The sequence below is a fragment of the Mycobacterium sp. RTGN5 genome (genome assembly GCF_033804465.1).
Classification (GTDB): Bacteria; Actinomycetota; Actinomycetes; order Mycobacteriales; family Mycobacteriaceae; genus Mycobacterium.
Genome location: NZ_JAPZLA010000007.1, coordinates 255,451 through 278,131, shown reverse-complemented (window position 1 = coordinate 278,131; position 22,681 = coordinate 255,451). Strand labels below are relative to the sequence as shown.

Sequence of the window (22,681 nt, the reverse complement as noted above, 5' to 3'; positions counted from 1 at the left end):
GCTCGCGGTCTACCATGCTGCTCGATTCTGGATCGCTTCGGCCAAGCCGGAAATGGGCGGAATGGCGTCACGCGCCAGTTGTTGTAGGTGCCGAAGATCGGCAGTGGCGACGTAGTCAGCCAGCCCGGGCAGCCGAGCATGGACTGCCAACAATCCGCACGCCAACAGCCATGGCTCGGCCGGCTCTCCCGCGAGCGCGGTCCGGAGCGCACCGGCGACCTGATCGGCCAGAGCGCCGACCCGGCACGGGTCATAAAGTTCCAGCGTCTCGGCGGGCACAGCAAGAACCGCGCGCCCACCAGCGTGTAACCACCCCTCGGCGATCAGCTGCTCCCGGACCGTGGAAATGGCGCACCCGTGGTGCCCGATGATCAACTGTGCCCAGGTCGCTCGATTGTGGACACCGACCTGGGCGAATGCGGAACGCAATAGCTGATCGTCCGGGCTCGCCGCTTTGCCTGGAACGGGGCGGCCGTCGCGCTCCACCAAATAACCAGTCAGGTAGAGATCGGTCAGCATCGCAGCGCCCAATGCCAGCGCGAACAACCCGGAGTCATGGCGAAAGAAGCGACCCCGTTTGGGATCGAAAGCCAGCAGAAACACCTGCCCATGAAGCGTCGACGGCAACTGGGAGACGTCGGATGACAGACCGGGATTGCTCTCCATGCCCCTCCTCGTCTCCCGTTGTGCGTCGATTCGCGTATCAGGCGACGGCACGATCGCTGACCTGCGACAACTCTCTCGCAAGTCCTGCCAGACGACATACGTAGGCCACTACCTCATTTTTCTCGCAGGCCACGTGCGCTTCGGGGTGGGACAATCGATGCAACGACGAGAAGATGACCGGGATGACACTGACGCACATCGAGCAGCGGTCGGCACCGACCGAACACATCGCCGTGCGGTGCGTGGATTCCGATGTGCACCCGGTGCCGCGGCGCGGGGCACTGATCGACTACATCCCCGAGCCATGGCGCTCGAAGTACTTTCTCTCGCACCCCGTCGGCGACACGATCTACTACGACGCCCCCGACTACGCGCACGCCTACGCCATGCGCACCGATACCTTCCCCGCCGACGGCGAGTTCGCCGGCAGCGACCCTGACCTGGCGTTTCGCCAGCTGATCATGGAGGCCGGCGCCGACATCGCCATCCTGGAACCGCTGGCTCCCGGCGCTCGGCTGGCCGAGGCGGCGCAGGCCGTGGCCATCGCGACGAACCTCTGGATGGACGAACACTGGCTGGACAGCCGCAACAACTGGCATAAGCGCTGGCGCGGCTCGATCTCGGTGGCCATCGAGGACCCCGACGGCGCGGCCCGCGAGATCGAGAAATGGGCCGCTCACCCCTACATGTCACAGATCCTGATCAACGCCGAACCCCGGCCGTCATGGGGCGACCCGAAATACGACCCGATCTGGGCGGCCGCCACCAAACACGACATCACGGTCAGCTGCCACCTTGGCCGCGGCAAGTACGAGACCCTGCCGATCCCGCCTGTCGGCCTGCCCAGCTACAACCACGACTTCATGGTCACCTACTCGCTACTGGCGGCCAACCAGGTGATGAGCCTGATCTTCGACGGAGTCTTCGACCGCTACCCCACCCTGCGCATCGTGTTCGTCGAGCACGCCTTCAGCTGGATCCTGCCGCTGATGTGGCGCATGGACGCCATCTACGAGGCCCGCAAATCCTGGCTCGACATCAAGCGCAAACCATCCGAATACGTCAAGGACCACATCAAGTGGACCACCCAGCCGCTGGACTACCCCGAGGACAAGACCGAACTGCTGCGGGCCTTCGAGTGGATGGAATGCGAGAAGATCCTGCTGTTCTCCTCCGACTACCCGCACTGGACGTTCGACGACCCCCGCTGGCTGGTTAAGCACCTGCCCGAGCACGCCCGCGATGCAGTGATGTGGCGCAACGGCGTGCAGACCTACAAGCTGCCTACGTCGGTTCCGGTGCTGGAAGGCCAGACGCGGGTGTTCTGAGCGTCGCGCCACGCGCGCGCCTGGCCCGCACCAGACCCGCCACGCCCAGCACGGCGAGCACGCCGGCGGCAGTAACCAATACCCAGGTCAGCATCATCAGTGGCGGGTCGTAGGCCACCGATGTCGTCGACGGCTGGCCGTCGGCGACCGGCGAGACGAAGACCACGCTGCGGATCTGCAGGCCGACGATCACCCCGCCGGCCAACGCCAGCGCGGCCAGCACGAGCTGGATGACATGCCTCACTGAACGTCCGCCGTCTTGCCCTCGACCAGCTCGGTGAGCGCGGCCCGCAAGCCCCGGTGGTTGCGCGCCCACGCCTGCGCGGTGCGCTTGCCGGCGAGTTCGACGCCGATGCCGGTTCGGCCGCGGGGCACTCCGGACAATTCGCCCAGCGCTCGCGACGTCTGCCACTTCTCCAGGAGTTCACGGGATTTCACGGAATGCTGCGCCGGGGGGAACACGGCCACGATATCGCTCAAGGCGATGACTTCGGCACCCTCGCGCAAGGCATCGCGGGTCAGCTCGACGCTGGTGTGAATCCGCGCGGCCTTGACCTGTAAGCCCAAAAACCCCGTCACCAGCACCAGGAAGATCAGCGGGACCCAGGGCTGGAAGCCGACCCCGCCCTTGTACTGGATCAGCAGCATCGAGACCGCCGCGACCGGCCCGGCAATCAGCCAGTACCAGCTCGCACCGGTCTCGTAGAAGAGCCGTTCCGGCTGTTCGATCGGTAGATCCTCAGGCATTGGGCTCCGGCGAATCAGCGTTCGACCAGCCGGCCGCCGCGGGCCGGCTCAGGAACATCGCGCCCACGATCAGCGGCAAGACCGACAGCAGCGCAAGGATATGGACGACGCCGAACGCGGCGACCAGTGACACCAGCACGACCACCACGAGCGAGAGCGCCAAAGTGGCGCGCCGAAACCGCGCGTCCCCGGTGCTACGAACCCGCCCAGCCAAAAACGCAATCAACGCGCCGGCAACGACGCAGACGATCCCCGCTCCCCGGAAGACCGCCGGGATGCTCGCGGTCGCGGCGATCAGTCCGCCCCCGATGAGCATCACCGCACCGACCAGCAGCAGCCAAAACGCGGTGTTGAGGGCGCGAGGCCTGGGTTCGGTTGCGGTCATGGTCGGGCCAGCCTATCGGTTCACTTGGTGAAGAACCCTTGCGCGTCCTGACGGTGCAACAGAACGGCGCCGCCGATGATCAGCACCGACCCGATGATGCCGGTGACGGCAAAGATCACCGCCTGCGCGGTCTCCCGCTCGGTACCCAACAGACTGGAGACGGTGTAGATGACGCTGGCCAAGCCGCCACCGGTCAGCACCGTGCGAGTCCAGCGATACCCCGACCGCATCAAGAACAGGAAGGTCAGGACCAGCGCGGCCACCATCAGCGCGAACAGCACGGTGATTCCGATGATCACGACTGAGGCGTGCTTGCTCATGGCGAAGTAGGCGTCGGCGAGATAACCGGCCACCATCAACGGCAGCGCGATCAGCCACAGCCAGAAGGCGGTGTCGACATCCTCCGGCCGCGCGGGAGCCTCGGGCGGCGGTTGGTGGGTCACGCCGCCACCTCGCAAGCGAGGGCGCGGCGTGTCCGCCCGTGGTTCGCTCCGCAAGCGTCGCTCACGCCAGCCAGCCCGCGACGTCGGCGGCCCAATAGGTCAGGACGATGTCCGCGCCGGCGCGCCGGATGCTGGTCAGTGACTCCAGCGCGGCCGCTTGACCATCGATCCAGCCGTTGGCTGCGGCCGCGCTGATCATCGCGTACTCCCCCGATACCTGATAGGCGGCTACGGGTACCGGCGAGATATCGGCGGCCGCGCGCACGATGTCCAGGTAAGCCATGGCGGGTTTGACCATGACGATGTCGGCGCCTTCATCGAGGTCAAGGGTGATCTCGCGCAACGCTTCCCGCGCGTTGCCGCTGTCCTGCTGGTAGGTACGCCGATCACCCTGCAGGCTGGAGCCGACCGCGTCGCGGAACGGGCCGTAGAACGCGGACGCGAATTTCGCGGCATACGCCAGAATCAGGACATCGGTGAACCCCGCCGCGTCGAGCCCGTCGCGGATGGCGGCCACCTGACCATCCATCATGCCGCTCGGGCCGACCACCCGTGCGCCCGATTCTGCTTGCACCACAGCAAGTTTGACGTACTGCGCATTGGTGGCGTCATTATCGACGCGGCCGCGGGCGTCGAGCACACCGCAATGCCCGTGGTCGGTGAACTCGTCGAGACAGGTATCGGCCATCAGCACGGTGTCGTCGCCGAGGTCCTTGGCCAGGTCGCGCAGCGCGACGTTGAGGATCCCGTCGGGGTCCACCCCAACGGACCCCATGGCGTCCTTGTCCGCCTCGCGCGGCACGCCGAACAGCATCAGCCCCCCGACACCGGCACTGACGGCCTGCTCGGCGGCGCGGCGCAGCGATTCGCGGGTGTGCTGGTGAACGCCGGGCATGGACGCTATCGGTCGCGGCTCGTCGATCCCGTCGGCGACGAACATCGGGAGCACCAGCTGCCTTGGCTCCAAAGAGGTTTCGGCTACCAACCGGCGCAGCGCAGGAGTTGAGCGCAGCCGGCGCGGGCGCTGTCGCAGATAATCGGGCAAGGTCATGCCTTATCTGCTTAGCGGCGTCGGCTCTTCTTGCGCGGCGGCGGCAACGCACCCTCGGCACGCAGCCGGGCGGCATGCTCGGCCAGCGCATCGACCAGCGGACCCACGGCGGCCGTCTCGGGCTGAACATCGACCCGCAGGCCGAACTCCGCGGCCGTCTCCGCCGTCTTCGGTCCGATGCACGCCACGATCGTGCGGGCGTGTGGCTTGCCCGCGATGCCGACGAGGTTGCGCACCGTCGAGCTCGAGGTGAAGCACACGGCGTCGAATCCGCCGGTCTTGATCATCTCGCGGGTCTCGGCCGGCGGCGGCGCCGCGCGCACGGTGCGGTAGGCGGTGACATCTTCGATCTCCCAGCCACGATCGCGCAGGCCCTCGGCCAAGGTCTCGGTGGCGATGTCGGCGCGCGGCAGCAACACCCGGTTGACCGGATCGAAAATGCTGTCGTACTCCGGGAATTCGTCGAGCAAGCCCAGCGAGGACTGCTCGCCGGACGGCACCAGCTCGGGGCTCACCCCGAAGGCCCGCACCCGATCGGCCGTCGACTCGCCGACGCAGGCGATCTTCACACCGGAGAAGGCCCGCGCGTCCAGGCCGAACTCACCGAACTTCTCCCACACCGCACGCACCGCGTTGGTGGAGGTGAATACCACCCACTGGTAGCGGCCGTCGACCAAACCCTTGACGGCCCTTTCCATTTGGGCTGGGCTGCGCGGCGGCTCGACGGCGATGGTCGGCACCTCGATGGGCAGGGCGCCATGGCCGACCAGCCGGTCACTCATCTCACCGGCCTGATCCTTGGTGCGCGGCACCAGCACGGTCCAGCCGTACAGGGCCCGGCTCTCCCACCAGTTCAGCTTGGCGCGGTGCGCCACGGTCTTGCCGATGGTGGCCACCAGCGTGCCGGTCAACGGGCCGGCAGGATCGCTGTTGCAGGCCAGGGTGGCGCGGTCGGTCAGCCCGTGCAGGGTGGTCTCGACCGACCGCTGCGCACAGGTGGTGCCGTTGGCGGTGACCACGCAGGGAGTGCCGTCGGACAGGCCGTATTCGATCAGCGTGCGGGCGGCCTCGGGCAGGTGCGAGGCGCTCGCGGTCAGGATCAGCGGACCGGGGGCGGCGGCCAGCGCCGCCCAGTCGACCTCGCCGCGCACATCGGCGACGGTGTGCGCGGACCCCAGCGGCAGACCCGCGTAGGTCGGCACCGCACTGGTGGCAGGCAGGCCGGGCACGATCTCGAACTCGGCATGCGCGCGAGCCACCGCGTTCACCTCGGTGATGACCGAGTCGACCGACAGCGGATCGCCTGCGATCAGGCGCACCACGTCGAAGCCGGTCTTGGCCTCGTTGACGAGGGTTTTGGCCACCTCGACCGGATCGCCCAGCGCGGGGCGGATGTCCGGACCGACGGAGACGACCGGCGGCGCGGTCTCGTCATGGCCTTCGGTTGGTGCGCCGTCCGGCGCCGGCGCGGGGCCGGACGCGGGCGGCAGGTCGGTGCCCACCACCGCGAGCACGGCCTGCGGCACGTCCGGGTCGGTGAATACCAGCGCGGCATTGGCCAACACGGTGCGGGCGCGCGTCGTCAGCAGGTTGGGGTCCCCTGGACCCGCGCCGACGAACGTGATGTGTCCCGGCTTCGCCTTACGTCCCCGACCGCTCACATGCCCAGTCATCGCTTCACTCCCGCTCCACCGCTCCATCGCGGAGTTGTACCGACATAACCTCGCGCGCACCGAGTTCGAACAACTCCGCGGCGACCGAGAGCCCCAGCTCTGCGGGCCGGCCGGGATTGCCGATGCCGGACGCACGAATCACGTCGGATCCGTCTGCTGCCGCCACGCATGCGCGCAGTGACAGCTCGTCGAAGACGCGGCCGTCGTCATCGATGGACTCGACCACTTCCGCGATCGCGCCCACCGGTGCGGAACAACCCGCCTCCAGTTCGGCCAGCAGGGTTCGCTCCGCGGTGACCGCGGCGCGGGTGTCGGGATCGTCCCACTCTCCCAACAGCGCCACGAGCTCGGTGTCGCCGGCGCGGCACTCGACCGCAAGCGCACCTTGGGCCGGCGCTGGCAACATCTGCACCGGCTCCAGCGTCTCAGTGACATCGTCGAGTCGTCCGATGCGGGACAGGCCCGCCCGGGCTACCACGATGGCGTCGAGATCACCACTGCTTACCCTGTTCAACCTGGTATCTAGGTTGCCTCTTAGGGGGCGGATTTCCAAACCGAGACCCAGTGCTCTAAGCTGCGCCGCCCGTCGCACAGAGCTCGTGCCGATCACCGAGCCCACCGGCAACTCCCCCAAAACCATCCCGTCGCGGGCCACCAACGCGTCGCGGGCGTCCTCGCGGCGCGGGATGGCGGCAATGACGAACCGGTCGTCGGGAGCCGTCGGCAAATCCTTGTACGAGTGCACGGCCATGTCCACGCGGCCGTCGGCGATGGCTTCGCGCAGCGCGGCGGTGAACACGCCAACCCCGATCTCGGCGACCGGCTTGTCCGATCGGTCGCCCTCGGTGCTGATGATGACCAGCTCGGCGGGATGCCCTCGCTCGATGAGTTGGTCTCTAACGGTCCCGGCCTGCGTGGTCGCCAGCAGACTGCCCCGGGTACCGATCCGGATTACTGCGTCGTTACTGCCGGCCAACCGTACTACCCGGTGCCGTCGGCTCGGCCTTGATCGAATTCCGTTGTCGCCAGGGGCAATTCACCTGCGGCAACGGCGTCGACGGCCTGTGGATTGAGTTCGAAGAGTTCGCGCAACGCCTCGGCGTACGTGTCGCCACCTGGCGCGCTGGCCAGCTGCTTGACCCGCACCGTCGGGGCGTGCAGCAGCTTGTCGACCACGCGGCGGACGGTACGGGCGACCTCGTCGCGCTGGGAGTCGTCCAGGCCGGGCAGCCGGTTGTCCAGCCGCAACAGCTCGGCCTCGACGACGTCGGCGGCGCGCTGGCGAAGTGCGGTGACAGTCGGGGTGACCTCGGACATCCGCTGGCCGGCCAGGTAGCTGGCAACCTCGGCGGCGACGATCTGGCGGGCGGCTTCGGCGTCGGCGGCGGCGGCCCGGGCGGACGGCTCACGCTGCACCCGGTCCATATCGATGACCGAAACACCGGGCAATCCAGCTACGGCGGGGTCGACGTCGCGGGGCATCCCGAGGTCGCACAGCACCAGCGGCGGGGCGGCCTCGTCGCGACGGGTGCTGGCCAGTGCATTGTGCACGTCGGCCAGCGACACCACCGGGCGGACCGCGCCGGTACAGCTGACGACGACATCGGCCGCCGCCAGTGCGGTCGGCAGATGCTCCAGGGTCAGCGCCGCAGCGGTGGCACCCTGTTGGCGGATGCTCTCGGCCAACCGCTCCGCGCGGGGCAGCGAGCGGTTGACGACGTCGATGTGGGTGACCCCGGCCCGCAACAGGTGCGCAACCGACAGCCCGCCCATCGAACCGGCGCCGACGACGGTGGCGGTACAGCCGGCCAACCCGTCCAGGCGCGAGGCGGCGATGTCCAGTGCGACGGACACCACACTGGCGCCCGCGGAGTCGATCGCGGTCTCGGAATGCACCCGCTTGCCCACCGACAGCGCGCGCTGGGCGAGGTCGTGCAGGATCCGGCCGACGGTCTTGTTGGTCTCGGCATTGGCGTAGGCGCGACGGACCTGGCCGAGTACCTGCTGCTCGCCGATGACCGCGCTGTCCAGGCCGCTCGCGACGGCGAAGAGATGCTCGACGGCGGCCTCGCTGTAGCGGACGTAGGCGTACTTGGTCAGATCGCCCATCGACATCCCGGAGTGATCGGCCAACACCTGGCCGATCGCCGACAGGCCGCCGTGGAAGGCGTCGACCACCGCGTAGACCTCGACCCGATTGCAGGTGGACAGCACCATCGCCTCGGTCACCAGCGGCGAGCGCAACAACTCATCGATGATCTTGACCTGATCGGACTCATCCGTGGACAACTGCTCAAGGACGGATACGGGAGCGCTCCGATGCGACACCCCGAACAGCAGCACGCTCACGGCACGATCACCTGGCCCGCTCCCTTGCTGTCCCGGAATGCTCCGTTAGTGAAACTTACTTCCACGGTAAACGCTGCGCAGGCGGCTGGCCAAATTCCGGGCGCAGTTCACCCGTCGTCTTCGACGACCACACGGCCGAGGGCGAGATCCGTTCTTAGCCTGGGCACGTCTACATCCCAGTAGCTGTGCTCGCGGCCGTCGAGCAGGACGACAGGCAGACGGTCGCCGAATTCGGCACGTAATGCGCTGTCGCCGGCGGCGGCCGCGGCGTCGACGTCGGTGGCGGAGAGCTCGAAATCGAGTTCCGTGGCCAGCTCGGTCAACCGGTCGTAGACCTGCTGGCAGATGGTGCACCCGGCCCGGGTCAACAGCTCGACGTGTGCGCGGCTCACCCGAGCCAGTGTCGCAGTTAGGCCAAGGAAGCGTCGCAGCTAGGGTTGGTCGCATGGTGCCCGGGGACCACGACCAGGAACTCGCGGGCGACGCGAGCGCCGAGCGGGCCGTCGACGAGATGGTCGCCGAGCAGGCCAGCGCTGTGGCACGCGACGCCAGCATCGCCGCGCATCGCGAGCCAGGGCCGATGGCCGCCGACCCGGCCATCCCGCCGCCCGCCGACCTCACCGCGGCGGCGTTCTTCGACGTGGACAACACGTTGGTGCAGGGCTCGTCGCTGGTGCATTTCGGTCGCGGCCTGGCCGCCCGCAAGTACTTCACCTACGCCGACATGGCCAAATTCATCTACGCGCAGGCCAAGTTCCAGCTGACCGGCCGGGAGAACAGCGAGGACGTGGCCGAGGGCAGGCGCAAGGCGCTGGCCTTCATCGAGGGGCGCTCAACCGCCGAACTGATCGCGGTCGGCGAGGAGATTTACGACGACATCATCGCCGACAAGATCTGGCCCGGCACCCGAACACTGGCTCAGATGCATCTGGACGCGGGCCAGCAGGTGTGGTTGGTGACCGCCACGCCCTACGAGCTGGCCGACACGATCGCCCGGCGGCTGGGCTTGACCGGTGCGCTGGGCACCGTCGCCGAATCCGAGAACGGGGTGTTCACCGGCCGGCTGGTGGGCGACATCCTGCATGGCGTCGGCAAGGCGCATGCGGTGCGGCAGCTGGCCGTTCGCGAGGGTCTCAACCTCAAGCGCTGCACCGCGTACTCCGACAGCTACAACGACGTGCCCATGCTGTCTCTGGTCGGAACGGCGGTCGCGATCAACCCCGATGCCCACCTGCGCGAGCTGGCTCGCGAACGCGGGTGGGAGATCCGCGATTTCCGGACCGCGCGCAAGGCGGCGCGCATCGGGGTGCCGTCGGCGCTGGCGCTGGGAGCGGCCGGCGGCGCACTGGCGGCAGCGGTATCGCGTAGACGCTGACCCGGTACCCGCTTGATAGGCTCCCCGGGTGTCAATCGCCAGCGACATCATCGGAACCCACTACCGCTACCCGGACTATTACCTGGTCGGCCGGGAGAAGATCCGCGAGTACGCCAACGCGATCCAGTCGGAAAATGAGATGTACTCCAGCGAGGAAGCGGCCAAGGCCGCCGGGTACGCAGACGTGGTGGCCCCGCTGACCTTTATCGCGATCGCGGGACGCCAGGTTCAGTTGGACATCTTCCGCAACTTCGACGTCGGGATCAATATCGCCCGCGTCATTCACCGCGATCAGAAGATCCGTTTCCACCGGCCGATCGTGGCCGGTGACAAATTGTTCTTTGATTCCTGGCTGGACTCGGTGGTCGAATCATTCGGCACCGTCATCACTGAATTGCGCAGTGAAGTCACCGACGAAGACGGCAAACCGGTGATCACGACCATCGTGACAATGATCGGTGAGGCAGAAGGCGACGAACAGACTAATGCTCAGGTGGCGGCGATCGCCGCGGCGGCGATGGGCAAGCAAACCGCGCGCTGACGCCGACCGCTCAGCCCAAGAACATATTGCGACGCTTGGTCAGCAACTGGTACAGCGTCTGCTGGATGGTCTCGCGCACCTGGTCGGTGAGATCGAAGGTGACCATCGGGTCATCGGCCGCGGATTCGTCATAGTCGGCGGTCTCGATCGGCTCACCAAATGTGATGTGCCACTTGGACGGAAGCGGTATCAGCCCGACCGGACCGGCTAGCGGGAACAGCGGCGTGATCGGGAAGTACGGCAATCCCAGCAGCCGCGCTAGGAGCTTCACGTCGGTGATCATCGGGTAGATCTCTTCGGACCCGACGATCGAGCACGGGATGATCGGCGCCTTGGTTCGCAGCGCCGCCGAGACGAACCCGCCGCGGCCGAATCGCTGCAGCTTATAACGATCTTTGAAGGGCTTGCCCAAGCCCTTGTAGCCCTCGGGGAAGACCGCCGTCAGCTCGCCGCCGACCAGCAGCCGGTGCGCATCGACGGTGGACGCCATGGTGTGGCCGGCCTTGCGGGCGATCGGGCCCATCATCGGCATGTCGAACACCATGTCGGCCGCCAGCAAGCGCAGGTCCCGGTTGTTCGGATGGTGGTCGTGCACCGCCACCGACAACATCAACCCGTCGAACGGCAACGTCCCGGCGTGATTGGCGACGAGGAGGCCGGCACCATTCTTCGGGAGGTTCTCAATGCCGCTGACCTCGACCCGGAACCAATTCTGGAAAAAGAAGCGCAGCAAAGGCATGACGAGTGCGTTGTTGAACTGCGGATCGAAACCGAATTCGTCGACCGAATAATCGCCGGACAGCCGCTTGGATACAAAATTGGCGATCGCCGAAATACGTTGTGCCAGTTCATTGGGAGCCTCGGGAGGGCCACCAATTGTGCTGGTTCCGCGCCGCGCATCGATTTCTCTGACAACGGCGGCAATATCGTCCGCCGACGCGCGCGTGCCGGGGTCGGCCAGTAGCGAGGGATGTCGGCGGGCTGCCTCCGCGCGTTGGGCGGCCCGTCTGGCCGCCGCAGCACGCGTCGAATTTGAGTGCAGCGGAATCACTTTCGCCTTGGAATCACCCGCCACGTCGACTACCTTCTCCCCACCATCGGCTCATCAGCCGCCCCATCGCTGCGCAACGGCGACCGCGCGACTCTCCAGAGAGCGTACCCAGTTCGGGTCGATGATCGGGGTCAAACCTCGGCCACGCACGTAATCGTCGAAGGCCTCTATCGTCGTCCATTTCGGCGCAAAGCCCAACTCGGAGCGCATTCTCGCGGTGTCCATGACGCGCCCGTAATTTAGCCAGTCCATGTGGTCACGGTTGAGGTCGGAACTCCGGCCCGTCCTGCGCAACGAATTCAGCGCCCAAAAGCCGGGATTCGGCAACGGAAGCGCAACGCGGCCGGACCGCCGGATTGCCTGCGACATCATGATCACGCCGTCGGCGCCGATGTTGAACGTTCCTGATTTGCCCGCCATCGTGGCGCGCTCCAGCGCCCCCAGCGCGTCCTGCTCGTGCAAGAGCTGCAGCCGCGCGTCGTGGCCGAGCACGGTGGTCACCACCGGGCCGGCCAGATAGCGCGACAACGCGGTATCCATGGCCGGGCCGATCATGTTGGCCAGCCGCAGGATCGTGACGGCGATATCGGGCCTGCGCCGGCCCAACCCACGCACATAGCCCTCGATGTCGATGCTATCGCGGGCGAAGCCCTCGCCCGGCGGCCGACGGCTGCTGCTGTCCTCGGTGTAGACCACCGGGTCGTGGGCATGCGAGCCGTAGACCTCGGAGGTCGACTTCAGGATCACCCGGCGCACCGATGGCGCCTTCTGACAGGCCGCGAACAGCTGCATGGCGCCCATGACGTTGATTTCCTTCAACGTGGCGCGCCCACCCGAGCGCGGGGCATAAGAAGCTGCCGAGGCGTGAACGACAGTGTCGACTTCACCGTTTCGGATGACCTTGGCGATAAACGGGTTTCGAATATCGGCACGAACGAACTCGGCCCGGCCCATCCGGCGCAGCATGTCCTTGCTCGGCGCGACGGCGTCGACGGCGATGACCTTGTTGATCAACGGGTTCTGCGCCAGCCGTGCGGTCAAGTACCCGCCGAGGAACCGGCACGCCCCGGTGACCAGCACGACCTTCGGGTAGTGCGGGGCTTCGGTGTCGGTACCGCCGGAATCCATCAGGACAGCCTATCGGCCGAGCCTGCGCCCGGCATGGCTCACTATCTGCCGGGCTAGATCTGCGCCAGGGCCCGGCAAGAGAACTACTTGCCGAGTTTTCTGCGCTGGACCCGGGTACGACGCAGCAGCTTGCGGTGCTTCTTCTTCGACATGCGCTTGCGCCGCTTCTTAATGACTGAACCCATAAAATCCGCTACCTAAGTCTTTGCAGTGCCTGCACCAGAGCAGGCTTCTCTATGTCCCGGACACCTTACCTAAGCAGGCATACGGAACGGAAAACGGCCTCCGCGCAACGAGCGCCGGCCACCGATCAGGGCGACTAGCCCGCGTCGAAGTAGGACGTCTCCAGCAAGTCGTGGACGGCCTTGGCGTGCACGCGGAACGAACGACCCACCCGCACCGCCGGCAGCTCGCCGTTGTGCACCAAGCGGTAGACCGTCATCTTGCTGACCCGCATCAGCGCAGCTACTTCGGCGACGGTCAGAAATTGCTGCCTGGCGGCCGGCGGGCTATCGGCGCCACCGGCATCCCGCGCCGATTTTCCAGCCGAATCCCGCGCGGATGGCCCGTTCATAGACGTCATCGCAACCCAATCCGTCAGGCACGGGCAGTTCCAGCGGCTTCCCCACCACTGGCACCCAGCCGTGCATACACGAGGAGAATAGCGTGGCCAATGGGGTTACTGCGACGGGTGTGGGTAGATCCATCAGAAAATAGTTGAACTACTCTGATGTAATTCCTAGCTGCTCAGAGCGTGTTTTCGCGGCGTCGATGGCAGCGGCGACGGCCGCCCGCACCCCACCCCTCTCGAGTTCCCGCAGGCCAGCGGCGGTGGTCCCGCCCGGGGACGTCACCATCGCCCGCAGCCGAGCGGCAGATGTGTCCAGCCCGGTGTCTTCGCCGGCCGCACGCTCACTGTCGAGGCGTTCCAGGAGCATTGCCGCCGATCCGGCCATCGTCTGCACCGCAAGGTCGGTCGCGACCGCTCTACTGAGCCCGTTTGCGACCGCCGCATCGACCACTGCCTCGACGAAAAGGAAGAAATATGCGGGCCCCGAGCCGGAGACCGCCGTGACGGTGTCGAGCTGGCTTTCCGGGACGGTCAACACGTCGCCGATGCATCGGAACACCCCCGCGACGTCGGCGAGCTGCTCAGCCGTGGCAAACCGGCCCGCAGCCAGCGCGCTGACGCCCGCACCGACCAAGGCCGGGGCGTTGGGCATCACCCGTACCACCGGCGAGCCAGCGGGCAGCCGGGCCTCGTAGAAGCCGATCGTCACACCGGCCACGACGGTGACGAAGACCTGTTCGATGGTGTCGCTCTCGGCCTGGGCGGCGGATTCGGAGATCTCGGCGACAACCGATTCGACGTCGGCCGGTTTCACGGCGACGATCACGAACGCCGCGGTTTCCACCGCCTCGGAGACGGTCGCCATCCGGACCGAGTACTTCTCGCTCAGCGCGCGGGCCCGCTCCGGCATCCGCTCCGACACCACGAGGTCTTTGACTTGCCGGCCCGCCCGAAGCAGCCCCGCAAGGATCGCCTCGCCCATACTGCCGCCGCCGATGATCGCGATTCTGGCCATGACGGAAAACCCTAGCGGGCTTGAGCAAGCGCTACTGGGCGGGCACCAACGCCAGTTGGCGGGTCTGCACGATGATGCGCCCCGCGCTGTCGACCACGGTGTGGTCCTCGTCGAACCAGTCCTGGCCGATCTGCGTCGTCGTGCTGGCCACCCGCAGCCAGCCGTCATCGGGCATGCCCCGTAGGTAGGCGGTCATCTGCACCGTGGGAGCCCAGCCCCGGCGGTTCACCGCGTAGCAGACCGGCACCGAGATGTCGCCGCACATCAGCGCGAACAACACGTCAACCGGCCCCTCCTTGGGTCGAACCCAGATCTTGAACACCGGGGCGCCCGCCTCGTTGACCGTCTCGGTCAGCTCCGGACGGATGTCGCAGCCGCGGGCCAGGTTGTTGATCGCCGCCGCGGGATGGCCCGGGCCGATCGGCTCGATATGTGCGGGCGGCTCGACGCTCATCAGCGCCGTCACCGGATTGGCCGACAGCAAGGGCTCGACGTGGTGCTCCGGATCACCGAGCGTGACGACGGTGCGCACACAGATGCGCTCGCCCTGGGACAGCGCCACGTCGACCAGGCCGATGCGACGGCCACGCTTGTGCACGGTCGTGCTCAGCCGTACCGGGCCGGGGTCGGGCGCGGACAGAAAATCCGCCGACACCGCAACCGGTTCGAAGTCCTTCTGCCCATACGCCTCGCGAGCGGCCTTGGCGCACAACGCCAGCATCACGCCGCCGTGGATCTTCGGCCCAATTGTCCAGTGCTCGTTGAGGTTTGCCTCGAAGCCGTTGTCAATCGGCTGTAGCAGCATCGCATCGTCGAACCGGGGGTACATGAATACCTTTCTCGCTCAACGCAACAGGTGCGTGCGCGCGAACTGGAGCGATTCGACCAGCAGCGTCTCCCGCTCGGCCTTTGTGCGCGCACCCGAGGTGGTGACCTCGAGGATCACATGCCCGGTGAAGTCGCTGGCCGCCAACATCTGGCACACCTCCACGGTGGGCTGTGTCCCGCGGCCGGGGACCAGGTGTTCATCGGTCGACGCCCCGTTGCCGTCGCACAGGTGCAGGTGCACCAGACCGGAGCCCATCCGCTCGGCCATCTCCAGGGCGTCGGTGCCCGCCGTCGCGGTATGCGACAGGTCCAGGGTGTAGTGGGCGTGGTCGCCATCGAGTGGGTCATACGACGGCGCGAACGCCGAAATCCCAACGCCGGGACGGCCACCGCGCTTGCGCATCCGCTCGATCGACGGATCCCCTGAACCGAAGAACCGGTCGGTCCGGAACGGGAACATGTTCTCCACCGCGACCAGCACATCGCTGCGGCTCTCCAGTTCGGCAACCTGCTCGCTGAATCCGTCGGCGTAGCGGCGCTGCCACCGGAACGGCGGGTGCACCACCACGGTCTGCGCGCCGAGCCGTTCGGCGGCCTGCACGCTGCGGGTCAGCTTCGGGATGGGGTTGGCTCCCCAGACCCGTTGGGAGATCAACAGACAGGGCGCGTGCACCGACAACACCGGCATGTTGTAGCGGCGAGACAGCTTGGCGATGGCCCCGATGTCCTGGCTGACGGTCTCGGCCCACACCATGAGTTCGACACCGTCGTAACCCAATTCAGCCGCGTACTCGAAAGCGGCCTCGGTCCTCAGTGGATAGACCGAGGCCGTCGACAGACCGACCTTGATTGCGGGGCGCACTGATGAATCAGGTCGATTGCAGCAGCGCCAGCGGCCCGAGTGTGACCAGCGCACCGACCGCGACCGCGATCAGAGTGCTGGCGATGTCCTCGGTTTTCCGGACGATTCGAACGGCCACCACGAGGCCAAGGATGACCAGTACCGACAACACGAGCGCGACGATGTTGTTCCACCGCCACAGCTGGTCGAAAGCAATGAACAGCCCGGCGCCGAACGCGACGGCCAGAATCGATTGGCCGACCACCAGAAGGGCCCGCCACAGAGCGGTGAGCTTGCTCTCGCGGGACAACTCCGCGTCGGCCTCGGCTTCCTCCCGGGTGGCCACCGCCACCGCGCCACCGTCGTGCCCGTCGTCTTGGGCGACGCCGCGCCGAGCCAGATCGTCGGCCACCGTCTGGCCGCTGAACAGCGTGCCACCGGAGGACCGCAGATACGACTGCAACTCGGCGGCCTCGTCGACCTGCTCGTCGGGTGCCAGATCCAGTGCCGGCGCCGCTTCATCGAGTGGGTCGAAGGCCATCTGTTCGGCGTCGGATTCCTCAGCGTCGGATTCCTGAGCGGCCGATCCGTCCGTCGCAGGCTGTTGTTCGGGTCGGCGGACGGGGCGTGGGTCGTAGCTGCGCTCAGGGGTGCGGTCACGGCGTGGGAGCGGGCTGTCCGCGCGCACCGGTGGCGCGTCGAAGGGCAGCGCCGGCGACTGATCTTCGTCTTCGACCGCGGCGGCCGATCCGTTGGTGGCGGGCAGTTCGACCGGCTCGGGAGCGGCTGTCTGCTCATCGAGTGTCTCGTCAACTGCCTCGTCGACCGGTTCCTCGATCGCCTCGACATCGGTCACCTCGACATCGCGCGCGATGGGAATCTCACCGGTCCGAATGATCGGGATCTCCCCGGTCAGTTCGGCGACGGTCACCGCGTCACTGTTACCGCGCCGACGGCGGCGCCGACCCCCGACCGGCGGTGAGCCGATCGTTCCATTCTTGGCGAGCAGCTCGGCGACCGAAATGGGCCGGCTGTTCTCGCTGTCATCTGGTGCAGTCATCGTGTGCCTCTCGATCGGGCGCCAGTCGACCGATCAAAACCCTTGTTTCCAGCATCCCCCACGGAGGTTTCCACCAGGGCAGTTCCGTCAGCTTCGCTGTCGAGTCGGCGCAGGATAATGCCCTCGCGCAGCGCCCACGGACAGATGTCGACCGATTCCAAAGACAGTGCTCGCATGCTTGCCTCCGCCACCAGAGCGCCGGCCACGATCTGTGGCGCTCGCTCGGCACTGACCCCTTCCAACTCGGCACGATCTGTCGCCGTCATCCTAGAGATGAAAGATATGAGCTGCCTCAGACCGTTGGCCGTCAGCGTTCGCTTGACCCTGGGCCCGGCACCCGAGGGCGCCGCACCGGTGAGGCGGGCCAGCGAGCGGAACGTCTTCGACGTCGCCACCGCGAGGTCGGGAAGGCCGGCGTCCAGGACGAACGCGCTGGCCTCGGCGAGCTCGTTGTCCAGCCAATCGCGGAGCATGGCGACCCGGCGACGGCCCGGTGGATCATCGGGAAGCCACTCGCGGGTGAGCCGGCCGGCACCCAGCGGCAGCGACAACGCCACCTCGGGCGCCTCGTCGACCCCGTTGGACAGCTCCAGCGACCCGCCGCCGATGTCGAGGTTGATGATCCGCCCCGCGCTCCAGCCGTACCACCGCCGCACGGCCAGGAAGGTCAGCCGGGACTCGTTGGTACCGGACAGGACCTGGAGGTTCACTCCGGTCTCGGCCAGCACGCGGGCCAGCACGTCCTCGGAATTCTTGGCGTCGCGGACCGCCGACGTGGCGAAGGCCATCAGGTCCGCGCAGCCAGAGCTCGCGGCGATCTTGGCGAATTCGTCGACGGTGTCGATCAGCTTGTCGGCGCCGCGGCGGGTGAGCTTGCCAGAGTCGTCGATCGCCTCAGCGAGGCGCAACGCCGACTTTGTCGAACTCATCGGAGTTGGATGCCCGCCACGGTGTGCATCGACCACCAGCAGATGAACCGTATTGCTGCCCACGTCGAGCACGCCTAATCGCACGTCAACAAAACTAGCGTGACGATGACCGGCTTCACGCGCGACATGGACAAAAGCCAACGAGAAGGCGGAGCGCATGTGGACTACCGTTAGGCGCTGTGACAAGTGGGCACCCTGGCGAAGTTGAGTTGGACTTCCCCCGTGAGTGGGTCGAGTTCTACGACCCGGACGATCCAGAACATCTCATCGCCGCGGACATGACCTGGCTGCTGTCCCACTGGACGTGTGTCTTCGGGACTCCGGCCTGCAAGGGCACGGTCGAAGGCCGCCCTGACGACGGCTGCTGCTCACACGGAGCGTTCCTGTCCGACGACGACGACCGCGCCAATCTCGACGACGCCGTCAAGCAGCTGACCGACGCCGATTGGCAGTTCCGGGACAAGGGTCTGGGCCGCAAGGGCTACCTCGAGAAGGACGAGTACGACGACGAGCCCGCCCTGCGCACCCGCAAATACAAGGGCGCCTGCATCTTCCTCAATCGCCCGGGCTTCCCGGGCGGCATCGGCTGCGCCCTGCACACCAAAGCGCTCAAGCTCGGGGTCGAACCGCTGACGATGAAACCCGAGGTGTGCTGGCAGCTGCCCATCCGGCGTACCCAGGACAGAATCACCCGCCCTGACGGCAGCGAGATCCTCAAGACCCTGATCACCGAGTACGACCGGCGTGGCTGGGGCGAGGGCGGCCTGGACCTGCACTGGTACTGCACAGGCGACCCGGCAGCCCACGTCGGAAAAAAGCAGGTCTGGCAGTCCTACGGCCCCGAACTCACCGCGCTGATCGGTGAGAAGGCGTACGCGGAACTGGCGGCCATGTGCAAACGTCGCGCCGGTTTTCCGCTCCTGGCCATCCATCCGGCCACCCGCGCCGCGCAGTAAGCAGATGCATCTCCTCGATCTCGCGGGGTGGACTCGTCAGCAAATCTGCCGAGCTGTTTATTTGCTAAATCTGCATCACGGCGCGCAAAACACGTGACCAATTTCATCTGACGCAGTGGTTGCCTTGGCGCCCACTCGGAGTTACGGTGCAGTCAATAGCAGTTCTCCGATACCGAAGGCATACTTTCGCTGTGTTGGCCGAGCAATCTGATAACCACATCTCAGTTGGTAACAACTGGGATGCAGATCTTCGCCAAAACTCAACCTCAGCGTTATTTGACGAGAACAGCATCCCCCCGCTTTGGCCCCAGACACGGCCATCACGGCGCGAAGCACAACACGTCCGGCATTCCAAGCGAATGGTCCAGTCCGACGCCGTAATTATTTGCCTGATGTTGGCTGTCGCCACGGTCGTCGTGTTTGCCGGCCAGCCGGATGCCTTGCCGACCTACGCCGTCGGCTCGGCCGCCCTGGCCGCACTGTGGATGGCGGCGCTGGGTCTCAACGGATACCGCGCACGCCGGTTGGTCGGCCGCCGGGTCAGCGAGTACACCAGCGTCACTCTTGCCACCCTCCAGCTGTTTGGCCTGATCGCGATCGGTGCGCTGCTGTTGCACATCGACGTCTCGCGTACGTATCTCGCCGTCGCCTTTCCGGCCGGTCTGATCGGACTGCTGCTGAGTCGTCGCCACTGGCGGCAGGTGGCGGCCGCCGAGCTCAGCCGTGCCGAGCATCAGGTGTCGGTACTCGTTGTGGGTAGCTCAAGATCGGCCACCGACGTTGCCGCCACCTTCGTCCGAGATCCCAGCGCCGGGTACCGCGTCGTCGGGATCTGCACGCCCACCGGACCGACATCGCGCAACCCCAGCATCGACGTGGACGGACAGGCCATCCCCATCGTCGGGATCGACCAGGCCATCGCCGATGCCGTGCGCCGCACCGGGGCGCACACCGTCGCGCTGGCGGCCACCGATCACCTACACCCCACCGAGATCCGGCGGTTGATCTGGGAACTCGACTCCCTTGGCGTGGATCTGATGATTGCCCCGGGGCTCGTCGACATCGCCGAGGATCGGTTGCACAGCCGCCCGGTCGCAGGCATGGCCATGTTCGAGGTGACCAAACCTCAGCACGAAGGGGCGAACTCGGCCGCCAAGCGGGCCTTCGACGTCGTGTTGACCACATTCGCGATGGTCGTGGTCGCCCCGCTGTTTATGCTCGCCGCACTGGCCGTGCGGCTGTCGGGCCCCGGACCGGTTTTCTACGTGTCCGAACGGATCGGACTCAAGGGCACCACATTCAGGATGCTCAAGTTCCGCAGCATGGTCGAGGGCGCCGACGCCGGCACGTCGGCGATGATCGCCGCCGACGGCACCAGCCCGATGTTCTGGAAGGCCAAGGACGATCCTCGGATCACCAAGGTCGGCAAGGTCATCCGGAAATACAGCATCGACGAGCTGCCGCAGCTCATCAACGTGCTGCGCGGTGAGATGAGTGTTGTCGGGCCCCGGCCGCAGGTTCGCCGCGAAGTCGACTCGTACGACTACCTGGTTCGCCGGCGATTGAGCGTCAAGCCCGGCTTGACCGGCCTGTGGCAGATCAGCGGGCGCTCTGACCTCCAAGCCGAGGACGCCGTCCGGCTCGACCTGAGCTACATCGAGAACTGGTCGCCGATCAAGGATCTGGTGATCATCGTCAAGACGATCAAGACCGTTCTGAAGGGCGACGGCGCCTACTAAACCCGGTTGGCGCCGCCACCCTCGCCCGGCTAGCCCTCCAGCTTGTAGCCAAGCCCGCGCACCGTGACCAGGTGCACCGGGTTGGCCGGATCGCCCTCGATCTTCGACCGCAGGCGCTTGACGTGGACGTCGAGGGTCTTGGTGTCCCCCACGTAGTCCGCACCCCATACCCGATCGATGAGCTGGCCGCGGGTGAGCACCCGTCCGCTGTTGCGCATCAAGTACTCCAGCAGATCGAATTCCTTGAGCGGCAACGTAATCGGCTCGCCGTTGACCGTGACGACGTGACGCTCGACGTCCATCCGCACCGGGCCTGCCTCGAGGATCGCGTCGCCGATGCCGGAGTCTTCGGTGTCGGTGCCGCGGCGCAGCACGGCCCGGATGCGGGCGATCAGCTCGCGCGCCGAGTACGGCTTGGTGACGTAGTCATCGGCACCGAGCTCAAGACCGACCACCTTGTCGATCTCGCTGTCGCGTGCGGTGACCATGATCACCGGCACGCTGGAGCGCGCGCGCAGCTGCTTACAGACATCGGTGCCGGTCATTCCCGGCAACATGAGATCCAGCAGCACGATGTCGGCGCCGGATCGGTCGAATTCCGCCAGGGCGGACGGTCCGTCACCCACCACGGTGGCTTCGAATCCCTCCTTGCGAAGCAGGAAAGCCAGCGGGTCGGCCAGCGATTCTTCGTCCTCCACGATCAACACATTGGTCATTGGCGTAGTGCCTCCTGGTCAATGGCCGATTGGTCGGCCGGTTCGTCATCGTCTTTGTTGGGATAGGCGGGAATGGACAGGGTGAACGTCGAGCCGGTCCCCGGCTGGCTCCACAGCCGGATACTGCCGTTGTGGTTGGCCGCCACATGCTTGACGATGGCCAACCCCAGACCAGTGCCGCCAGTGGCACGGGAGCGCGCTTTGTCGACCCGGAAGAATCGTTCGAACACCCGCTCCTGATCGGCGCGGGCGATGCCGATTCCCCGGTCGGTGACCGAGATCTCGATGTTGTCGCCGCGACGGCGGCGGCTGATCGAGACCTTCGAACCATCCGGTGAGTATGCGATCGCATTGGAGATCAGGTTCGCCAGCGCGGTGACCAACAACGATTGATCGCCCAGCACCCGGAACCCGTTCGGCGCATCGGTGGTGACCGTGATGTCGGCGTTGTCGGCTGCCACCTTGTGGCGCGAAATAGCCTCACTGACAACGGAATCCACGTCAACTCCGGCCAAATCCGGCAGCGGCTCCGCGCCCTGCAGACGGGACAGTTCGATCAGCTCACGGACCATATTGGCCAACCGCTGGGATTCGGTGAGGATCTTGCGGCTGAAGTGATGCACGGTATCGGGGTCTTCGGCCGACTCCAGCAGTGCCTCGGCCAGCACGCCCATCGCGGCGACCGGTGTCTTGAGTTCGTGGCTGACGTTGGCCACGAAATCGCGCCGGCTGGCCTCCATGCGAGCCTGCTCGGACTGATCGTCGACGTAGACCACGGCGAATCGGGGATCCTGCTTGCTCAACAGCCGAACATGCCCGCGCACCGACAACCCCGAGCGGCCGGGCGCAGCCCGCTGCGGCTGCTGCGACAGATCGACCTCGACGCCCTCCCCGGTGGCCAGCACCCGCTGGGCCGCGCTCCAGGCCCGCTCGTCGAGCTGCCGATCACGCACGAGGCCGAGCTCCATGGCCCGGTCGTTGACGAACACCACGTCGCGATGCGAGTCGACGACCACCATGCCGATCGGGGCCAACGACACCACGTGCTGCAACATCTGCGAGACGGTGATCCCTGCTTCGGTGAGCGCCCGGCGCTGCCTGCGTTCGAGGATGCGTGGGGTGAGTGCGGCCCCGATTCCGAAACCGAGACCGAGCGCTACCAGCGCCGCGACGGTGACCGATAGTGCCACCGAGACAACACTCACACGCAAAGCGTACGCATTGGGTGAACGTCATCCCAGCAGCGTGCGGCTAATTCGGGCCACGTCACACCGTCAGCACGCATGTAT

The 22,681-nt window shown here is 66.5% G+C and carries 26 protein-coding genes; 5 read left to right on the top strand and 21 right to left on the bottom strand.

Annotated features, from left to right (window positions below; translation table 11 throughout):
- Positions 1-9 precede the first annotated feature (9 nt).
- Positions 10-666, bottom strand: a complete 657-nt coding sequence (locus tag SLQ31_RS27000) for a GOLPH3/VPS74 family protein (protein WP_319437237.1) — start codon at positions 664-666, stop codon at positions 10-12.
- 182 nt (positions 667-848) lie between these two features.
- Between SLQ31_RS27000 and SLQ31_RS26995 the strand changes: the two genes are divergently transcribed.
- On the top strand, positions 849-1,994 hold the full coding sequence (locus SLQ31_RS26995) for an amidohydrolase family protein (protein WP_319437236.1): 1,146 nt from the start codon (positions 849-851) through the stop codon (positions 1,992-1,994).
- Here the strand turns inward: SLQ31_RS26995 and SLQ31_RS26990 are convergent.
- From SLQ31_RS26990 to SLQ31_RS26950, 9 genes are all read right to left on the bottom strand, one after another.
- On the bottom strand, positions 1,951-2,238 hold the full coding sequence (locus SLQ31_RS26990; RefSeq protein ID WP_319437235.1) for a hypothetical protein: 288 nt from the start codon (positions 2,236-2,238) through the stop codon (positions 1,951-1,953). The two genes, SLQ31_RS26995 and SLQ31_RS26990, sit on opposite strands and share 44 nt — an antisense overlap.
- A complete protein-coding gene (locus SLQ31_RS26985) occupies positions 2,235-2,741 on the bottom strand; it encodes a DUF3093 domain-containing protein (RefSeq protein ID WP_319437234.1) in 507 nt (168 codons plus the stop codon). Before SLQ31_RS26985 ends, SLQ31_RS26990 begins: the two co-directional genes overlap by 4 nt.
- A complete protein-coding gene (locus SLQ31_RS26980) occupies positions 2,734-3,126 on the bottom strand; it encodes a hypothetical protein (protein ID WP_319437233.1) in 393 nt (130 codons plus the stop codon). Before SLQ31_RS26980 ends, SLQ31_RS26985 begins: the two co-directional genes overlap by 8 nt.
- Positions 3,127-3,146: 20 nt before the next feature.
- On the bottom strand, positions 3,147-3,569 hold the full coding sequence (locus SLQ31_RS26975) for a hypothetical protein (protein WP_319437232.1): 423 nt from the start codon (positions 3,567-3,569) through the stop codon (positions 3,147-3,149).
- A 61-nt stretch (positions 3,570-3,630) separates the two neighbouring features.
- Complete coding sequence (gene hemB / locus SLQ31_RS26970; RefSeq protein WP_319437231.1) at positions 3,631-4,620, bottom strand: porphobilinogen synthase; 990 nt, start codon at positions 4,618-4,620, stop codon at positions 3,631-3,633.
- Positions 4,621-4,631: 11 nt separating this feature from the next.
- A complete protein-coding gene (locus SLQ31_RS26965) occupies positions 4,632-6,293 on the bottom strand; it encodes a bifunctional uroporphyrinogen-III C-methyltransferase/uroporphyrinogen-III synthase (protein WP_319437230.1) in 1,662 nt (553 codons plus the stop codon).
- 4 nt (positions 6,294-6,297) lie between these two features.
- Positions 6,298-7,269, bottom strand: coding sequence for a hydroxymethylbilane synthase (hemC, locus tag SLQ31_RS26960; RefSeq protein ID WP_319437229.1), 972 nt, complete (start codon positions 7,267-7,269; stop codon positions 6,298-6,300).
- A gap of 5 nt (positions 7,270-7,274) precedes the next feature.
- A complete protein-coding gene (locus SLQ31_RS26955) occupies positions 7,275-8,642 on the bottom strand; it encodes a glutamyl-tRNA reductase (RefSeq protein WP_319437228.1) in 1,368 nt (455 codons plus the stop codon).
- A gap of 107 nt (positions 8,643-8,749) precedes the next feature.
- Entirely contained in the window at positions 8,750-9,034 is a 285-nt protein-coding gene (locus SLQ31_RS26950; protein WP_319437227.1) for a glutaredoxin family protein, read from the bottom strand.
- Positions 9,035-9,087: 53 nt separating this feature from the next.
- Here SLQ31_RS26950 and SLQ31_RS26945 point away from each other — a divergent pair, with 53 nt between their 5' ends.
- Entirely contained in the window at positions 9,088-10,017 is a 930-nt protein-coding gene (locus SLQ31_RS26945; RefSeq protein ID WP_319437226.1) for an HAD-IB family hydrolase, read from the top strand.
- 28 nt (positions 10,018-10,045) lie between these two features.
- The gene (locus tag SLQ31_RS26940) at positions 10,046-10,558 is read left to right on the top strand and encodes a MaoC family dehydratase N-terminal domain-containing protein (RefSeq protein WP_319437225.1); all 513 of its coding nucleotides are present in this window, start codon (positions 10,046-10,048) and stop codon (positions 10,556-10,558) included.
- Between the two features lie 10 nt (positions 10,559-10,568).
- Here the strand turns inward: SLQ31_RS26940 and SLQ31_RS26935 are convergent, their stop codons facing one another.
- From SLQ31_RS26935 to SLQ31_RS26895, 9 genes are all read right to left on the bottom strand, one after another.
- Complete coding sequence (locus SLQ31_RS26935; RefSeq protein WP_319437224.1) at positions 10,569-11,633, bottom strand: lysophospholipid acyltransferase family protein; 1,065 nt, start codon at positions 11,631-11,633, stop codon at positions 10,569-10,571.
- A 30-nt stretch (positions 11,634-11,663) separates the two neighbouring features.
- Positions 11,664-12,737, bottom strand: coding sequence for an SDR family oxidoreductase (locus tag SLQ31_RS26930; RefSeq protein ID WP_319437223.1), 1,074 nt, complete (start codon positions 12,735-12,737; stop codon positions 11,664-11,666).
- An 83-nt stretch (positions 12,738-12,820) separates the two neighbouring features.
- Positions 12,821-12,922, bottom strand: a complete 102-nt coding sequence (locus SLQ31_RS26925; RefSeq protein ID WP_003402602.1) for a 30S ribosomal protein bS22 — start codon at positions 12,920-12,922, stop codon at positions 12,821-12,823.
- 134 nt (positions 12,923-13,056) lie between these two features.
- Positions 13,057-13,320 carry a helix-turn-helix domain-containing protein gene (locus tag SLQ31_RS26920; RefSeq protein WP_319437200.1) on the bottom strand — a complete coding sequence of 88 codons (264 nt, stop codon included), beginning with the start codon at positions 13,318-13,320 and terminating at the stop codon, positions 13,057-13,059.
- Positions 13,321-13,459: 139 nt separating this feature from the next.
- Complete coding sequence (gene proC / locus SLQ31_RS26915) at positions 13,460-14,323, bottom strand: pyrroline-5-carboxylate reductase (protein WP_319437199.1); 864 nt, start codon at positions 14,321-14,323, stop codon at positions 13,460-13,462.
- Positions 14,324-14,354: 31 nt separating this feature from the next.
- Positions 14,355-15,152 (bottom strand): thioesterase family protein, encoded by a 798-nt coding sequence (locus SLQ31_RS26910; RefSeq protein ID WP_319437198.1) that lies wholly within the window; start codon positions 15,150-15,152, stop codon positions 14,355-14,357.
- Between the two features lie 15 nt (positions 15,153-15,167).
- On the bottom strand, positions 15,168-16,013 hold the full coding sequence (locus SLQ31_RS26905) for a sugar phosphate isomerase/epimerase (protein ID WP_319437197.1): 846 nt from the start codon (positions 16,011-16,013) through the stop codon (positions 15,168-15,170).
- A 7-nt stretch (positions 16,014-16,020) separates the two neighbouring features.
- On the bottom strand, positions 16,021-17,052 hold the full coding sequence (locus SLQ31_RS26900; RefSeq protein ID WP_319437196.1) for a hypothetical protein: 1,032 nt from the start codon (positions 17,050-17,052) through the stop codon (positions 16,021-16,023).
- Positions 17,049-18,065: a Ppx/GppA phosphatase family protein gene (locus SLQ31_RS26895; protein WP_319437195.1), complete on the bottom strand. Its 1,017-nt coding sequence runs from the start codon at positions 18,063-18,065 to the stop codon at positions 17,049-17,051. The genes SLQ31_RS26900 and SLQ31_RS26895 overlap by 4 nt, the downstream gene beginning before the upstream one ends.
- A gap of 95 nt (positions 18,066-18,160) precedes the next feature.
- Here SLQ31_RS26895 and SLQ31_RS26890 point away from each other — a divergent pair, with 95 nt between their 5' ends.
- The gene (locus SLQ31_RS26890) at positions 18,161-18,937 is read left to right on the top strand and encodes a hypothetical protein (RefSeq protein WP_319437194.1); all 777 of its coding nucleotides are present in this window, start codon (positions 18,161-18,163) and stop codon (positions 18,935-18,937) included.
- A gap of 146 nt (positions 18,938-19,083) precedes the next feature.
- Positions 19,084-20,676, top strand: coding sequence for a sugar transferase (locus tag SLQ31_RS26885; protein WP_319437193.1), 1,593 nt, complete (start codon positions 19,084-19,086; stop codon positions 20,674-20,676).
- A 29-nt stretch (positions 20,677-20,705) separates the two neighbouring features.
- On the opposite strand, the gene regX is transcribed toward SLQ31_RS26885, so the two are convergent.
- The gene (gene regX, locus SLQ31_RS26880; RefSeq protein ID WP_319437192.1) at positions 20,706-21,392 is read right to left on the bottom strand and encodes a two-component sensory transduction protein RegX; all 687 of its coding nucleotides are present in this window, start codon (positions 21,390-21,392) and stop codon (positions 20,706-20,708) included.
- The gene (locus tag SLQ31_RS26875) at positions 21,389-22,597 is read right to left on the bottom strand and encodes a sensor histidine kinase (protein WP_319437191.1); all 1,209 of its coding nucleotides are present in this window, start codon (positions 22,595-22,597) and stop codon (positions 21,389-21,391) included. Before SLQ31_RS26875 ends, regX begins: the two co-directional genes overlap by 4 nt.
- Positions 22,598-22,681 lie beyond the last annotated feature (84 nt).

Coding starts and splice junctions, on each gene's coding strand:
- SLQ31_RS27000 (WP_319437237.1), bottom strand. CDS start 666: ATGGAGAGCAATCCCGGTCTGTCATCCGACGTCTCCCAGTTGCCGTCG.
- SLQ31_RS26930 (WP_319437223.1), bottom strand. CDS start 12,737: ATGGATTCCGGCGGTACCGACACCGAAGCCCCGCACTACCCGAAGGTC.
- SLQ31_RS26925 (WP_003402602.1), bottom strand. CDS start 12,922: ATGGGTTCAGTCATTAAGAAGCGGCGCAAGCGCATGTCGAAGAAGAAG.
- SLQ31_RS26985 (WP_319437234.1), bottom strand. CDS start 2,741: ATGCCTGAGGATCTACCGATCGAACAGCCGGAACGGCTCTTCTACGAG.
- SLQ31_RS26945 (WP_319437226.1), top strand. CDS start 9,088: ATGGTGCCCGGGGACCACGACCAGGAACTCGCGGGCGACGCGAGCGCC.
- SLQ31_RS26910 (WP_319437198.1), bottom strand. CDS start 15,152: ATGTACCCCCGGTTCGACGATGCGATGCTGCTACAGCCGATTGACAAC.
- SLQ31_RS26965 (WP_319437230.1), bottom strand. CDS start 6,293: ATGACTGGGCATGTGAGCGGTCGGGGACGTAAGGCGAAGCCGGGACAC.
- regX (WP_319437192.1), bottom strand. CDS start 21,392: ATGACCAATGTGTTGATCGTGGAGGACGAAGAATCGCTGGCCGACCCG.
- SLQ31_RS26980 (WP_319437233.1), bottom strand. CDS start 3,126: ATGACCGCAACCGAACCCAGGCCTCGCGCCCTCAACACCGCGTTTTGG.
- SLQ31_RS26900 (WP_319437196.1), bottom strand. CDS start 17,052: ATGACTGCACCAGATGACAGCGAGAACAGCCGGCCCATTTCGGTCGCC.
- SLQ31_RS26920 (WP_319437200.1), bottom strand. CDS start 13,320: ATGACGTCTATGAACGGGCCATCCGCGCGGGATTCGGCTGGAAAATCG.
- SLQ31_RS26995 (WP_319437236.1), top strand. CDS start 849: ATGACACTGACGCACATCGAGCAGCGGTCGGCACCGACCGAACACATC.
- proC (WP_319437199.1), bottom strand. CDS start 14,323: ATGGCCAGAATCGCGATCATCGGCGGCGGCAGTATGGGCGAGGCGATC.
- hemB (WP_319437231.1), bottom strand. CDS start 4,620: ATGACCTTGCCCGATTATCTGCGACAGCGCCCGCGCCGGCTGCGCTCA.